Here is a 15,225-nt window from a genome sequence, read left to right on the forward strand (position 1 = left end):
ATGAAGGTAAGATTTTTCGAAGCCCGAAGTTAAAAAATCAACTCACAAAGGAGCTTATGCATGTTAAAAAAGTTAGGATTAGCTGCATTGATTCTGGTTACTAGCCTCTCTGTTATTGGAACAGGCTGGGCCGCATCCGGCACAACAACCATTGAAGTTTCTAAAACTGCTCTGGATTACAACGTTGCTCGCCCGCTGAGCGATGGTGCTTTTCATGATGGCTTATTGGCTGCTGAAACATCTGCTGGAAACCTCGTGTATTACAATACCAAAGGAGAGAAAGCTTTCTCACTTCCCGCCGAGCTTAAACCCATTGGTGATTTTCATGAGCAGCGAGCCGTAGTCAAAAATACAAAGACCAATCTCTATGGATACATTAACACCAAAGGGACACTGGTCATCCCTTGCCAATATACCGAAGCCAATTTCTTTTCCGAAGGAAAAGCCAAGGTTACCATAGCAGACACCAAAGAAAATGCAATTATAGATCGAACGGGAAAAATCCTTTCTCATTTTAAAGAAAATGGGGAGTCAGAATATGTATTTACAGACGGTCTGGCCCTCGCCTACGCCCCCAACACTGGCAAGATCGGTTTTGTGAATGCTTCTGGTCAATTAGAAATTCCTTATCAATACAAATATAGTCGTGGTTTCTCGAATGGCCTGGCTATTGTTCAAAATAGCAAAGGGCTGTACGGGTATATCAATACAGCAGGAAAAGAAGTTATTCCTCCTCAATATCAATCCGGTGGAGACTTCTCGGAAGGATTGGCCCCGGTGCAAAATACCAAGGGAAAATGGGGATTCATCAATAAACAGGGAAAAGTCGCAATTCCCTTTAAATTTACGGATGCACAGGATTTTAGTGAAGGCTTGGCGAGTGTGAAAAATGCAAAAAATGAGGTTGGATTTATTGATAAAACCGGAGCATTGGTCATTAAATATCAACAAAAATTTGACGTTACCTCTCCATTCAAGGAAGGCTTAGCTTTAGTCGGTAAACAAACACAATCATCCGTCTCAGACGGCAAATTCGGTTACATCAATCGTCAAGGGCAACTGCTAACTAAACTTGAGTACAGATCCGAATCTTCTTCCTTCTCCAATGGCTATGCTGTTGCTTTTATCAAACCAGGCAAAGCGTTTATTATATCTAAACATTCCGTTTCAAAATAAAAAAGACGACCCCGGAGGCAGATCGAGTGGATCTGCTTCCGGGGTCATTAGATTTCCAATATCTTGTATACAATTAGTCGTGTGTGTAGAATTTTACCCCAGGCAGATCTGCTGCCACCCACGAATAATTAATGGTATTACTGTTGTAATTTTTGGTCCCCGCCTGTGCAACCTGTACCTCCTTCAAAATCGTGATCGATGAACCCTTCGGTCTGACAACGACCACATGACCATGCCCATCTGCTTTTTTGATTCCGATGGTAGGATACCCGAGATTTGCTCTTTTTTGAGCATCCTGAAAGGTTACAGTGTACCATCCCGGCGCATTGTTGCCCAGTAAAGCATCAGCCATTTGATTGGCTAAGCCACTTGGCAGGGAAGCCGACATCGCAGACATCACATCTTGTGCAAAAATATTACACTTCGTTCCACCTACTGGCGAATACTTTTTGTTCGTTTCTACCTTAAAACCGTCAATTACAGATGCGTAAGTACTTGCACTTCTAGCCATTGAAATTCCCCCTGAATATAAGTTGTAGAGGAAACGACGGAGTCGCTTGAACATCTGAATGGCTCCACATTCATTGATGTTGGCCTCAATTCCCTCTCAACTATTAGGGTGATTTCCGGCTTACTTTAACAACGTAATACTACAAAAAATTAACTTCATTCTCATAACTGAAGGCTTTCTTCACTGATTACGGTTGGAACGATAAGCTCAGGAGTAGTCGTAGGATTAGCTTGTGTTAAATAGTCTGCTGCCCCCATCATCAGAGCGATGCCGATAAATAGCACAACCCAATTACGATTCTTTTTCATCATCTGTACCTCTCATTCTTCACTGCGCCCGTTCAGCCACTTGAACCAATGGAGCAGATGACTGAATCGGTATTCATGCTGCGAAGCGTACGTCCATACTTCTGGCTCTTCACCGGGCTCCTTCCAGACGAGCATGGAAAAGTGACCCTCTTCCTCGCTCGCAACCGACAGCAGCGAAAGACGATCATCCCCGAATCGGTATGGAGCCGATTCCACCCAGTAATTCCGCATATCGCTGATCCAGCTGCGGAACTGCTCTGTACCTGCGATCCGCAGGACTTCATCAGGTAGGAGCAGATGCTCGTCGATATCCTTCCAATCCCCCGCATATCGGTACCGCGCTGCCAGCATTGGACTGAGTGGTTGGATTTTACCGGGAGCCAACGTAGGCATATAGGCGACGGGAACGACCGGACCGATACTCTGGATAGCATAAGACCGAGCTTCCTCCTCACTCATTCCGTAAGACATAGCCTCCACGAGAAAATCGTTCCGTCTTACACCAAACTGATGCTGATACTGTGACATTTCATCCTGTAGCTCCAGTACCATACCCTGTGCCGTTTCTGTTCCGATCATTCCCAAACACCTCTCATTCCAAAATATAGTCGTGCAATTCCCGTTGCGCTCGATACTTTGCCCAATTGAATTCAGGCCAAGCCGATTCTTCTCTCGTCATGCTCGTCAAACGGGCTTGTAAAAACTCATCTAGTGATCCATGTTCCTTACGGCTAAAGTCAATCAGCAGCGGAATCGCGTCCGCCGATAGCTCACTCAAATATTCCTTATCTATCACCGATGTCGTGCGATACCGTTCGAGATTATTTTCAGCAATCCGTATATCAATGCCCACATAGTTCACGACGACATAGGCGACCAGAGCGAGTACAATATAATATTTCGCCAACGGCAGTTGACGGAAATGAATGCGCATTGCTGCAATAAGCAGTAGCAAGCCCAGAAAAATCATAAACGCGTGTACCAAATAGCGGGTATACGTATAGCCGTATGCTTCTTCGTACATAACCAGCCGGGTATATCCCGAATACAGCATCACACCCGAACAACCCACGAGTATGTACAGCAGGCCGCTGTTCATTTTTTTCACTATACCTGAGCCAAATTCAGTCCACTTCAATACACTGATCATCAGCACAAAGTTGATACCTGTTACCATAACCAGCTCCCCGAATCCTCTTCTCGCATATTCGGCATACGAGGTTCCTTCGGGCAGAGCACCTTCCCATGCACCAAACAAATATCCGAACTGCAACACAACGAACACAACATACACCAGATTCATGACAATCAGCACCGTAGCGGTAATGACAGGGTCAAATTTAATCGCGACCGGCTCGTGGTAAGGCACCGTTGGTCGGTCAATCATCACTGAAGAGTGACCATCATGCTCGGTGGTTTGGCCATTCGTGCGCTCATTTAACCCGTGCCATGATTGGGTATCTCTTTGCGTATTACGCGGAGCAGGCTGTACAAATCCCCACAAATAACAGAAGAAACAGAAGGTGAAAAAGCAGGTCCAGATCAGGCGCAGCATGCCACTCCCAAAGGACAGTGTGCCGATCCATTCGGGTACTCCAGCTAACAACTTTTCGAACATCCCATCCGCCGAAGCCAGCAAAGATATAATAATGAACAGTAGCGGCAAGGCAATAAGTAAACCGATCAGCACTTTTCCCAATACACGCTTACGCTCATCCTTTACATTTCGAAGGGCTACTGTCTTGACCATCCGAAAGGGGGTCACGATATGACGAAAGTTTTGATAAAACCAATGGCTTAACGCCTGACCGATAATACCGGGTTCTGACCAGCCATGCCTTTTCTCCCCGAACAGCAGCACCATATGTACGCTAATCAGAGCAGGTATCGCCAGCGCATTTAACACGTATAGGACCGGATTATTGAACAGCGCGTATGTCAATGCCAGCATGAAAATGATCACAAACAGCAAACGCCCTATCCATGATCTGGACTGGAAACGATCTCGATTAAAGGCATACATATAGGCGTAAAACCCAATAACAAAAATTGGCACAGACACGCCCAGCCCATGTCCGTAAAACAGATATTGATGAACCAGCGCCAACACAATTGCGCCAGCAAAGGCGGACAGAAACGACGTTTTCGGCAAAGACGTTCCATTCATCTTGTCATGCATGGTAAATACCTCCACAAATATGCTTTATAACCCTTATTGTAGATGATAAAATAAGAAGATAAAGAGAAATTAATTCAAACAAAATTTCCTATTTTATAAAAGTGACTACGCTTTTAATCAAATATAGAGGAAACGGAGCAACCTTGAATGAAACTCCATGCCCAATTTTTACGGCTTCACTCACACGCAGCTGACAACAAGGACGAAAACCATACCATAGAGACGACGCTGGATGAGCTTGCGGCTATTTTTGACTGTACTCACCGCAACGCCTTGATGATCATTCAGAAAATGGAGCAGCATGACTGGATACAATGGACTCCCCGCCGAGGCAGAGGTCGTCGCTCCAGTCTGCGCTTCCTCATTCAACCGGAAGACATTGCCGTGCAATCCATGATGCAAGCCATAGACCGCCATGATATCAAACGCGCGCTGGATGAAATTCGAGTTCATTCACGCTCCTCCACCATGCAGGAGCATTTGCAAGGCTGGTTGCTGAATTATTTTGGGCATCACGCAGAGGTGCGCAGTGATCAGCAGCAGATCGACACGCTGCGTCTGCCTATTCGCCAGCAGCTCTATACGCTGGACCCGTTGTATTTGAACTGGCTCGCCGAGTCCTTCGTATCCAGCCACGTCTTTGATGGTCTGGCCCGCCGGGCGAACGAAAGCGGCGAGATTTTGCCGGGATTGGCGCACGCTTGGGAGGTGGATACCACTCGTACACAGTGGACCTTTTTCCTGCGTAAAGAAGTGTTGTTTCATAACGGAAAAATACTGACCGCTGAAGACGTCGTCTATACCTTTGAGCGACTGAGTCGGGCGCCGGGGAGGAGACTTTACCATTTTATCGTCCGGCAAATTCAGCACGTCCAGGCGCTAAGTCCAACGATAGTACGCTTCGTACTAAAGGAGCCGAACGAGCTGTTTCTATCCTTCCTGTGTACCAGCCGGGCTGCGATTGTGCCGCGTGAACTTAATCAGGTGGGTGAAGCCGCCTTTGGCATCCGCCCTGTCGGTACAGGGGCATTCAAAGTCACGGAAATGAACGAAAGCCTGTGTACACTGGAGGCTTTCGCACCTTATTTTCAAGGCCGGGCTCATCTGGACCGAGTGGAAATTGTCCAACTCCCATGGGCGACTAAGCTGGAATCGTCGGATACGGAAGACACCGCTTCTTCTTTTCACATTATCCATAATCCCGTATCGGCGGGAGATACGGATACCGCATGGAGCCAGATTCACTCGGCGGCTTCGGTACGCAAATTTATCACATGCAATACACACAAGGATGGACCACTACGCAATCCAGAAATACGTGCCCGCATTGTAGCATGTCTGGATCATCGCTCCCTTCCTCCAGCAGTGGATTCATCTAACGATTCTTATGAACCACTGGCGGCGCTGCAAATTGCTACCATTCCCGAGTATAAAGCAGACGCAGACCGGGTTGCGGCTCAGCTCGAATCCTGTGGGTATACCTGTAACATCGTGGCTGCATCTATGAACGAATTCAAAAGCTCATCTATCCGTATGGAGTCAGACTTAATCATCTTTTCTCTCTTTCGTGACCGTGATGAGCAATTACGCCTGTTTGACTTGTATCTCAATGTATCTGGGCATGTGGAGCCTCATAGCCGTGTGGATATCGAAAGACTGCTGCGTGAAATTGCACGGGAGGCCGATCATACTGTTAGGGCGCAGCAATTCGAACATATCGAAACTCGGCTCATGGATGAGCACCAGCTGCATATTTTATATGAAAAGCCCGTTCAGACGGCCTATCTCCCTTCTGTACGTGGCGTATCTTTTAACAGTCAGGGCTGGGTGGATCTGCGTCATGTCTGGTTTCCGCCTGCTCAACTTCCAGCTCCCCACTCTTGACGGCAAAAGTGCTCCTTTAAATGCACTTCACATCAAAAAAAGGTATCCTCTTCTTCATAAGAGAATACCTTTTTGAATGCCGCTTTCTAGATCCTCTAAGCGGATGGTTCAAGGGATGAAAAAGCCCATCCCCCCAACCCATGACTGTGGACGTCGCTAGGATCTTCCATAGGGGGAGTAATGGGTGAAAAATTCAATAGGACAAAAACATTAAATGCGAGCAGAGAAAAAACGATCTTTTTTATCATGGATGTACTCTACCTCTCCAAGTAAGTTTTTATATTCCTCTTTGTCCTCAGAAGTGGCAGTATGCCGATACTTTTCAAATAGTCCTACACATTTAATGGTGACAGGATTACCATTCAGCACTACAGAATAGGAAAGACTCTCAAGCAAGAATTTCATGCCTTTGGTATAACGGTGTTTGTTGAGATCATAACAAGCCATCTCTGCCAAAATTCGTGCATAAAGATCTGCTGACATTTGCTCCGTATAGGTGCCTACCTTGACATGCTGATCTGCAAATGCCTCAATTTGTTTTTCAAAACGTTGCAGTACATGATCCACATTAAAATCATAACGGTTGGCCGCTACCATAATTTTATGCAACCCCACCAGAATTTCGCCTTCGTTTTTTTCCAAATAATCCACATATTGTGGAATCACATCCAAGCTGCCTGACATCAACTGATACAAATACCCGTTGGCCTCAGCCCAGTTGCTACAAAGGGCCTTCAAACGCCGAGCTTCTTCCGTATCCTCTTGCACCCAGCTCAAATCAGAGTATAGCGATACATACTCCAGCGCCTTCTGATAATCCCCGCGCTCATCCCACACCCCGGCACGCAACACGTAAGAGTATACAATATACATAAACAAAGGACCCTTGGGTTCCTTGCCACGCTCTGATCTTCTGGTATTCCCGTATTTTTGCTCGTATTGTACCTTGGCCCTGTGACCCATTTTTTCAGCAAACCATTCTACTTTATCCCAACGCCGCAAGGAGGCATAGGTATTAGCCAGGTCTCTTAAGGCATCCAGTTGGTCTGCTTCACCCAGTCGGTCCACAAAGCTTTCGAAGTGTGTGGCTGCCCATAAATTTTCGTCCTGGTCATCGCCAACGGCAATCGTAAATAAACGATATTGGCAGAGCGCCAGACGCTCTGAATGTTGGTACTTCTCACTTTCGGAAACATTTTTATAAATAATTGCCGCAGCCTCAAGCTTACCTTCACTGAATAATTCTTCTGCTGTCTCAAACAAAGCTGGGGCGTATATGAGATAGTCCATCATAAACTCCACGACTTGCTTAATACAATCCAGTTTGTTCAGCTCTGCACAGCGATGCAAAAAGGGACGAACCCGTCGCCAATTCGGTGCCGTATTCCGTATAAATTCATCAATGTATAACTCATAGAGGCTCCCTTCTTCAAGCCCCATGCCTGCACCAATCCGATCCAACAGCAGCATCGCAATCGGACGATTACCGTTAATAATGGCACTGATCGTTCCTGCATTAATACCTGTGTTCTCCCCAAACTTACTAATCGTAATTCCTTCTCGTCTGATGTACTGCTCCAGCTCTGCGCGAATTGTGGTTGTTTCCTTCAAATCAGGCACCCCCAGGGATTACTTGCATGATTACAATACAAAAAAAGAAAATTCCCGTGAATATTCCCTTAATTATACAAAAGAAAGCCCACTTAGCCAACCGCTCAAGTAAATTTATATCAAAAAATTCAATAATTCTCCGAATTGCCGTATACTACGGGGAGGTGAGCCGAACAGCTACACCCAATCGGTACGCAGGAAAGGATACGACAAATGGACAACACCCCTACAACAGAACAAGAGATTGCACAATGGATGGTCGCGCAGATCCGTGAAGTGGGCACCCTGAAACAAGAAGATGCAATTGCATATGTACGCTCTGAGTATGGAGAGCAGTATGTGTTTATAAGCGAGCATGGTCATGTATCTCTGGAAAAAGAAATCAAAAAAGCATTCCGCAAGCTTCATGGTGGCAGAATTGCCTGGGATCGTGACGGATTTCTCTGGGCCTGGACTTAACAAGCAAAGCATCTGCCCTAGGCAGGTGTTTTTTTAATAATTTATCTCCTTTTTTCACCACAAGTCCATAGGGATGCACATGACGGGAAGAACAGATTCCGTCAGCTTTCTCATATTGAATAGTTATTTTGTGTGAACCCCACACTGCAGTTCTCACGGCCTCAAGACAAGGAATGGCTATACGTTCCGTCCACCACGGCGTATCATCAAAATAAAACCGCGCTTTGGCTTTCTTAATATCGGACTGATACGGGTCTGGCATCGTCTGTTCCAGTTTGAGCAGAGCATTCTTTAACTTTAAACCCGATTCCGTGGGCCCGCCTGTATAAATGCCCATCCCTGTTAAATACAACTGAATAACATCCCCGCCATTCAACTGTTTCAGGTTTGCCGTATAACCCTCCATTAAATAAATTCCGCCCTTCGGGCCGGATGCGGTAACAATCGGAACGCCGGCTTCAGCCAGGAGATCGATGTCCCTGTAAATAGAGCGTACAGAGGTTTCCAGTGCCAACGCCAATTCTTTAGCCTTCATTCTCCCTCTAGATTCGATACATAATAAAATCGCGAACGATGCAGTCTCACAATCATACCTCCACAATAGATGGGTAACCCGAACCTTGAAAAGATGATGCAAAGATTGTTGACACCCTGTTGGCAGTAATAGGTGTGTATCATAGAAGTAAAGGGGTGTAATGGATGATGAATATTGGAATATTGGGGACGGGATTCGGCGCGTATCATGCCTCACTGTTAAACAACCATCCCAAAGTAAACAGAATCATGGTATTTGGAAGGAACGAAACCAAGCTGCAAAAGCTGAAAGAGGAGCTAAACGTAGAAGTCACACAAAATATAGAGGATATTCTGCTGGACCCAGACGTGGATATCGTCGATCTATGCCTGCCCTCCCAGCTGCATAGGTCCTATGCCGTGGATGCGCTGAAGCACGGTAAGCATGTATTTTGTGAAACACCGGTTTGCTTTGATCTCGAAGACGCTCTTCTTATGCAACAAGCTGAGAAGCAATATGGCAAAAAGATTCTGGTCAACCAGTTCATTAAGTTTGACCCCGCCTATACCTATCTGTATGAGACATACCGCCAACAGAAATACGGGAAGCTCATCTCCTTATCTTTGAAAAGAGAAACGCCTCCTCTGTGGGGGGATCTTGGACTAAGCTCCATTCCTACTCAGTTCATGATTCATGAACTGGATTTATTGACCTGGCTATTAGGCCCCTGTGATCCATATACAGTCTGGGGTACAGAAGTTACCCATCCTGAACAAGCACAGGTTCGGGCTTACTTTCAGCATCGGGATACATTCACAGAAGTCATCGCCTCATCCCACATGCCGGGAAGCTACCCCTTCACAGTGGCCTATGAGGCTTATTTTGAAAAGGCCAAGCTGGTATTTCATGAAAGCGATGAAAACGATCTTATACCTACCGCATTATATGAGTATACCGCATCAGGACAGCAAAAAATCAACCTCGAATCTGCCAATCCCTATGAAAAAAGTTTGGATCATGCACTTGAATGCTTTGGCGGACATTCGGAAAGCCTGATTCCACTGGAATCGGCTGTACAAGCGCTGAAAGTGGCTGTTGAGATTAAAGGCAGACTGGGGCAAGCCCAGCGTTAACCCCGTATTTTTTCTTATGCCTGTTCTTATCTACGGAAATCAGCTTCCTATAAGGAAGCTGTATCCGCAGGCAAGGAAACTTCGTCCGCGTAGTTCGTTGCCATAATCTTGGCTACCCCTGCCGGGTCGGTCGTCTGCCCCAACGCCCACATCATTTTCGTCACCAGCGCTTCCGTTGTCATGTCATACCCCGGAATAACGCCCTTCTCCAGTACCTTTTGCCCCACTTCGTAAATCGTCAAATCCCCGCCCTCATAAGGACATTGAGTAGTCACGACAATACTCATACCGTCCTTCATCAGCTCCTCGATTTTGCTGATCAGGCTTCTTTCTTTAAAAGGAACGCCACCCATACCAAAGCCCTCAATGACGATACCTTTATAGCCCAAGCCCTGAATGGCATCGAAAATCGCCGGATTCGTGCCCGGAATCAGCCTGAGCAGAAATACCTCCGAAGCATACCCGTCGTTGTATGGGTGACGAGTGGTACCGCGATTTGCAAATACGCCCTCCGTATAGACCACCTTACCGTTCTCCACGAGTCCGATATACGGATAGTTAATACTCTCAAAAGCATTATAGCTGCGTGTTCTGATCTTCGAGCTGCGGCTGCCGTTAATAATTTTGCCGTTAAACACGACAAAAACCCCGGCCACCTCGCCACATGCGGTCAGGAATGAGTCGATTACATTTTTTTTGGAATCGCTGTGCTCCGCCAAAATGGAAACCTGCGAACCTGTCACGACGACGGGTTTGTCTACGGTTCCCAGCATGAAGCTCAAGGCTGAAGCCGTATAAGCCATCGTATCCGTGCCGTGTGCAATGACAATACCGTCGTATTGATCGAGCGAACGATGTACCATCCGGGCGATAGAAGCCCAATCCTCAGGTTGTGTATTTGTGCTATCAATGCTCATCAGATTATGGGCATCAATCTCGCAAATCTCCTTCAGCTCCGGAATTTCCGCCAAAATATTTTCAGCCGATTGGGTCGGTGTCAGGCCGTTTTCCTGATAGGAGGAAGAAATGGTCCCTCCGGTATTAATGAACAAAACCTTTTTCATATGCCAATGTTCCTTCCCGATTACATCTTCACTGTATTGTTCTTAGAATTTATCATGAATAAGTGTGATAAGCTACTTTGCAATGGAAAAGAATTTGGGGTATGAGGGGCCAAAAAAGCACGACAAACAAGCGCGGGCTTTCCTTCCTCCTGCGACTTGTCTAACGTGCTTTTTACTATAGGTGCAATACTCTACAGCTCTGCACATACCTATAACCCATCCACGTACTTCTTATGGGGATACAGGCTGCTCCTGTGGCGCTCTCTGTACCAACGCTTTGCCCAGGAACTGCCGTGTCCGTTCTTCCTTCGGATTGGTGAAAAACTGCTCCACGGGTCCCTGCTCCACGATCACGCCATGCTCCATTAGTACAACCCGATCTGCTACATCTCTCGCAAAACCAAGCTCATGCGTGACAATAATCATCGTATTGCCTTCACTCGCCACCTTTTGAATCACGGACAGTACTTCATCCACCAGTTCAGGATCAAGTGAGGATGTCGGTTCATCGAACAACAACACCTGTGGATTTAGTGCTAAAGCACGGGCAATCGCAACTCGCTGCTGCTGTCCGCCCGAAAGCTGGGCAGGATAATAGGTCATACGATCCTTTAACCCGACCTTTTCCAAAATGCCTTCACTGATCTCTCTCGCCTGCTTACGATCCAGCTTTTTCACACTGGTCAGACCAATCATCACATTGTGGAGTGCATTCAAATTTTTAAACAACTGATATTGCTGAAATACCATGGCCGTTGCCATCCGTAGTCCGAGAATGTCCTTTTTTCCCGCCTTGGCCGCGTCTACCTTTACACCGTCAATTTCAATGACACCACTGGTCGGCTGTTCCAAAAAATTAATGCTGCGCAGCAGCGTGGACTTCCCCGATCCGCTTGGGCCTAGGATCACTACGACTTCTCCCTTGCCCACCGTCAGGTCTATGCCCTTCAATACGTGATGCTGTCCAAAATGCTTATGAATTTGATGAAGTTGAATCATACCCTTACTCACTTCTTTCGTAAATTCGAATACGCTTCTCCAGCACGACAAGCCCGCGCTCAATAATAATGCACACCAACCAGTAAATCAGAGACACCGCAACATATACCTCAAAAAAAGCCAACGCTCGCGCGCCCATAATTTTAGCCTGTCCCATCATATCGACGACACCAATCATAAAAATAAAAGACGTATCCTTCACTGTACTGATCAGCGTGTTTCCCAAATTGGGCAAAGCGACCGTCAACGCCTGCGGCAATACAATTTTGAGCATAATTTGTGTTTGGCTCATACCGATGGAATTGGCAGCCTCAAATTGTCCCCGGTCGACGGAATGAATCGCCGCCCGGAACGTCTCCGACAAATATCCCCCGAGGTTCAATGAAAATGAGAGCAACGCGAACAGCTCGGGCGGAATGACATAGACATTGAATTGCTGTAAGAATCCATATTCGCTCTGGAAATAATACAAAAACTTAGGTATTCCGTAATATACGAGAAACAGCTGCACAATGAGCGGTGTTCCCCGAATGTACGAGACATACAACGTAGACAATGGTGCCAAGACAGGCACCTTGTATATTCGGATTAAGGCCGTAGCTAACCCGATGATCGCACCCAGCAGCATGGACACAAACGCAATCCATAAGGTCACAGGGAGATACTCGACGATTTGGGGTAGACTTTTCAGCATATAATCAAGATCAAACAGCTTTTCCATAGGAACCCCACTTTACCCTTTACATTGTTATTACTGAGGAATAAATTCTCCACCTGTCCACTGTTCAGACAATTTTTTCAGTGTTCCGTCTGTTTTCAGCTCTTTAATAATCGGGTCGATTTTAGCTTTCAGCTCTTCGCCCTGCTTATCCTTTTTGAACACCAGGTTGATGTTATCGCTTTGCACCGGCTCACCCACAGCTTCCACCTGCAAGCCTTCCTTCTTGATCGTTGCCGCCGCCATAACCGGATCATTCACATAAGCGTCCACTCGGCCATTTTGCACGTCTTGAAGGTTATCGGATGAAGTGCCTGTATCATTGTATTTTAAAATAATTTTATTCCCGTTCTTCGCATTATACTGTTCCAGCAACTGCGTATAGGAATCACCTACCGAGGCTGCTACCTTCTTGCCTTCCAAATCCTTGAGGGAATGAATATCCGTTCTACCCTTTTTCACAATAATAACCGACTGAGCCGAGAAATAAGACTCATCCGAGAACAAATACTTCTTCTCACGTTCAGGATTTTTGGCAACTTCATCTGCGACCATCTGAACTTTATTCGAATCCAGGGCAAGGAATATCGCATCCCAACCCGAAGGTACAAATTCAATCTTATAGCCGTCCAGCTTCTTGTCGATCTCCTTGACTACTTCCACATCGTATCCGGTCAGCTCATTTTTATCATTTGTAAAAGCAAACGGCGGGTAGTCATTTTGTGTGCCGACATAGATGACCTTATCCCCCGATGCCGCATCCTTCGAGGAACATCCACTCAAGGCACCCGTTAATAACACAAGAGATAGGCCAATCGCTGCTACCAAAGCAGATTTCTTCATATTATGACATCCCCTTTTTAATATCCAAGTAATTTACTATGATTTTATATTATAACGGGTTATTCAAATAATACAACAAGTAAATTTCATATTGATTATTTAGCTATATGTTGCACAAAAAAAGGACCCTTGCGGGTCCAATGTCATCCATGAAGCGGAAAACGCTCTGCTGGATGTTCCGGCAAAATGGACGAGATCAACCGTCGTACAACCGGATGAGCAGATTCAAAAATCTGATCCTTCTCATCACAGCGCTCGATCAGTCTCCCCTGCTCCATCACAGCAATGCCATCGCAGACAGCATAAGCTGCCCGAATATCATGCGTGATGAACAGATATGACAATCCAAACGAAGATTTCAGTTCTCCCAGCAGGGATAAAATGTGCATCTGGTGAACCATATCGAGGCTGCTGACGGACTCATCCAGCACGATCAGCTTTGGTTTGAGCGCAATCGCCCGTGCAATATTGATCCGCTGCAATTGTCCGCCACTGAACTGATGCGGATATTTAATCCGATCCTCCGGCTTGAGGCCGACCCGTTCCAGTAGGCTTTCGACCGTTCTTTTTTGTTCCTGCACCGATAACCGTTCGTAATTGTCCAATGGCTCCCCAATAATCTGCCCGGCGGTCATTCGGGGGTTTACAGCAGAGTAGCAGTCCTGAAATACGACCTGCATATCCCGTCGCATTCCCCTGCGGACTTGAGGGCTCGCATTATAAATGTCCTGTCCCTGGAACAGCACCTGACCCTCCTGCGGCTTCTCCAGCCCCAGAATAACCTTGCCCAGCGTGCTTTTACCGGCTCCACTGGTTCCAAGTAAGCCTAGGCAAAACCCACTCTCTATAGTAAGTGAAACGTTAGCCAACACAGGGGGGCGTGGTTCAGAACGGCCCAGCCATTTGCGCCTTCCATAGCTATGAGTTACTTTCTTCACTTGTAGCATACGCATTCGCTCCCCTTTTGAAAGTGTAACTGTCGAACAGGCGACTAATCACCTACCTGATTCATGTCCCGAATGGACAACTTGGGTCTGACATGCAGCAGCATTTTCGTATATTCATCCTGCGGGTGATCGAACAACTGATGGACCTCAGCCTGCTCAACAATACGACCCTGCTGCATGACAGCCACTTCATCCGCCAATTGGGAAATGACACCCAGATCATGCGAAATCAGCAAAATGGACGTATCGTATTCCGTACGCAAGCGATCCAGCTCTCTTAGCACCTGTAGCTGATTGACCACATCAAGCGCCGTCGTTGGTTCATCCGCAATAACCACTGCTGGCCGCAGGCACATGGAAATGGCAATCATGACCCGTTGCAGCATCCCGCCGCTCAACTGAAACGAATAACGCTTCATCAGCTTGGCTGGATCGGGCAAATTCATATTTTCCAGAGCCGTAATGGCAAGATCACGCGCCTGTCGTTTGGTTAATCCAGTGTGCGTACGGACCGTTTCCATAAACTGAGTTCCGATCGTATACACTGGCGTAAAGGCGCTCATCGGATTTTGCATAATAAACGCGATTTCCTTGCCCCGAATACGCCGCATTTCCTCGGCCGCCATTCCGTTCAGTTCACGCCCGTTCAGACGGACACTACCTTCCACGTCCATCGTCTGGCGATCCAGCAATTGGAGCAACGCTTTACAAGTCACCGTTTTGCCGCTTCCACTCTCACCGACAAGACCCAGAACTTGTCCCCTTTTCAGCTCAAAATGAGTTGGCTCCAGCAGAGATACCGCCCCGGCATCGGTTTTGAGCTTCACCTGTAAGCCGCTGACCTCCAGCACCTTCGCCCTGTCGTCCATCGTTGTAACT

15 protein-coding genes and 1 pseudogene are annotated in these 15,225 nt (G+C 46.8%); 4 read left to right on the forward strand and 12 right to left on the reverse strand.

Features of this window, described 5'->3' with window-relative positions; translation table 11 throughout:
* The first annotated feature begins 60 nt into the window (after positions 1-60).
* On the forward strand, positions 61-1,176 hold the full coding sequence (locus tag G9G54_RS11455; protein WP_165178097.1) for a WG repeat-containing protein: 1,116 nt from the start codon (positions 61-63) through the stop codon (positions 1,174-1,176).
* Between the two features lie 73 nt (positions 1,177-1,249).
* On the opposite strand, the gene G9G54_RS11460 is transcribed toward G9G54_RS11455, so the two are convergent.
* The 4 genes from G9G54_RS11460 to G9G54_RS11475 form a co-directional block, all read right to left on the reverse strand.
* On the reverse strand, positions 1,250-1,687 hold the full coding sequence (locus tag G9G54_RS11460) for a hypothetical protein (RefSeq protein WP_069012257.1): 438 nt from the start codon (positions 1,685-1,687) through the stop codon (positions 1,250-1,252).
* A 161-nt stretch (positions 1,688-1,848) separates the two neighbouring features.
* Complete coding sequence (locus G9G54_RS11465) at positions 1,849-1,995, reverse strand: hypothetical protein (RefSeq protein ID WP_238807966.1); 147 nt, start codon at positions 1,993-1,995, stop codon at positions 1,849-1,851.
* 12 nt (positions 1,996-2,007) lie between these two features.
* Entirely contained in the window at positions 2,008-2,574 is a 567-nt protein-coding gene (locus G9G54_RS11470) for a hypothetical protein (protein WP_165178101.1), read from the reverse strand.
* A 13-nt stretch (positions 2,575-2,587) separates the two neighbouring features.
* Entirely contained in the window at positions 2,588-4,174 is a 1,587-nt protein-coding gene (locus tag G9G54_RS11475) for a DUF4153 domain-containing protein (RefSeq protein WP_165178103.1), read from the reverse strand.
* Positions 4,175-4,321: 147 nt separating this feature from the next.
* On the opposite strand from G9G54_RS11475, the gene G9G54_RS11480 reads away from it, so the two are divergent.
* Entirely contained in the window at positions 4,322-6,058 is a 1,737-nt protein-coding gene (locus G9G54_RS11480) for an ABC transporter substrate-binding protein (protein ID WP_165178105.1), read from the forward strand.
* A 210-nt stretch (positions 6,059-6,268) separates the two neighbouring features.
* Here G9G54_RS11480 and G9G54_RS11485 read toward each other — a convergent pair whose 3' ends face one another.
* Positions 6,269-7,669, reverse strand: coding sequence for a transcriptional regulator (locus G9G54_RS11485; RefSeq protein ID WP_165178107.1), 1,401 nt, complete (start codon positions 7,667-7,669; stop codon positions 6,269-6,271).
* A gap of 213 nt (positions 7,670-7,882) precedes the next feature.
* Between G9G54_RS11485 and G9G54_RS11490 the strand changes: the two genes are divergently transcribed.
* On the forward strand, positions 7,883-8,128 hold the full coding sequence (locus G9G54_RS11490) for a DUF6953 family protein (RefSeq protein ID WP_013312611.1): 246 nt from the start codon (positions 7,883-7,885) through the stop codon (positions 8,126-8,128).
* 43 nt (positions 8,129-8,171) lie between these two features.
* On the opposite strand, the pseudogene G9G54_RS11495 reads toward G9G54_RS11490, so the two are convergent.
* Positions 8,172-8,693, reverse strand: a pseudogene (locus G9G54_RS11495) (helix-turn-helix transcriptional regulator); the annotation flags it as partial.
* Between the two features lie 134 nt (positions 8,694-8,827).
* Here G9G54_RS11495 and G9G54_RS11500 point away from each other — a divergent pair.
* On the forward strand, positions 8,828-9,775 hold the full coding sequence (locus G9G54_RS11500; protein WP_165178109.1) for a Gfo/Idh/MocA family protein: 948 nt from the start codon (positions 8,828-8,830) through the stop codon (positions 9,773-9,775).
* Between the two features lie 47 nt (positions 9,776-9,822).
* Here the strand turns inward: G9G54_RS11500 and G9G54_RS11505 are convergent, their stop codons facing one another.
* The 6 genes from G9G54_RS11505 to G9G54_RS11530 form a co-directional block, all read right to left on the reverse strand.
* Positions 9,823-10,839 (reverse strand): asparaginase, encoded by a 1,017-nt coding sequence (locus G9G54_RS11505; RefSeq protein WP_039271910.1) that lies wholly within the window; start codon positions 10,837-10,839, stop codon positions 9,823-9,825.
* 231 nt (positions 10,840-11,070) lie between these two features.
* Positions 11,071-11,838: an amino acid ABC transporter ATP-binding protein gene (locus G9G54_RS11510; protein WP_029518797.1), complete on the reverse strand. Its 768-nt coding sequence runs from the start codon at positions 11,836-11,838 to the stop codon at positions 11,071-11,073.
* A gap of 4 nt (positions 11,839-11,842) precedes the next feature.
* Positions 11,843-12,559 carry an amino acid ABC transporter permease gene (locus G9G54_RS11515; RefSeq protein ID WP_016822612.1) on the reverse strand — a complete coding sequence of 239 codons (717 nt, stop codon included), beginning with the start codon at positions 12,557-12,559 and terminating at the stop codon, positions 11,843-11,845.
* 30 nt (positions 12,560-12,589) lie between these two features.
* Complete coding sequence (locus G9G54_RS11520; protein WP_165178111.1) at positions 12,590-13,399, reverse strand: transporter substrate-binding domain-containing protein; 810 nt, start codon at positions 13,397-13,399, stop codon at positions 12,590-12,592.
* Positions 13,400-13,542: 143 nt separating this feature from the next.
* Positions 13,543-14,352, reverse strand: a complete 810-nt coding sequence (gene nikE, locus G9G54_RS11525) for a nickel import ATP-binding protein NikE (protein WP_165178113.1) — start codon at positions 14,350-14,352, stop codon at positions 13,543-13,545.
* Between the two features lie 38 nt (positions 14,353-14,390).
* A complete protein-coding gene (locus tag G9G54_RS11530) occupies positions 14,391-15,215 on the reverse strand; it encodes an ABC transporter ATP-binding protein (RefSeq protein WP_165178115.1) in 825 nt (274 codons plus the stop codon).
* Positions 15,216-15,225 lie beyond the last annotated feature (10 nt).

Source organism: Paenibacillus sp. EKM212P (genome assembly GCF_011066115.1).
Lineage (GTDB): Bacteria > Bacillota > Bacilli > Paenibacillales > Paenibacillaceae > Paenibacillus > Paenibacillus polymyxa_B.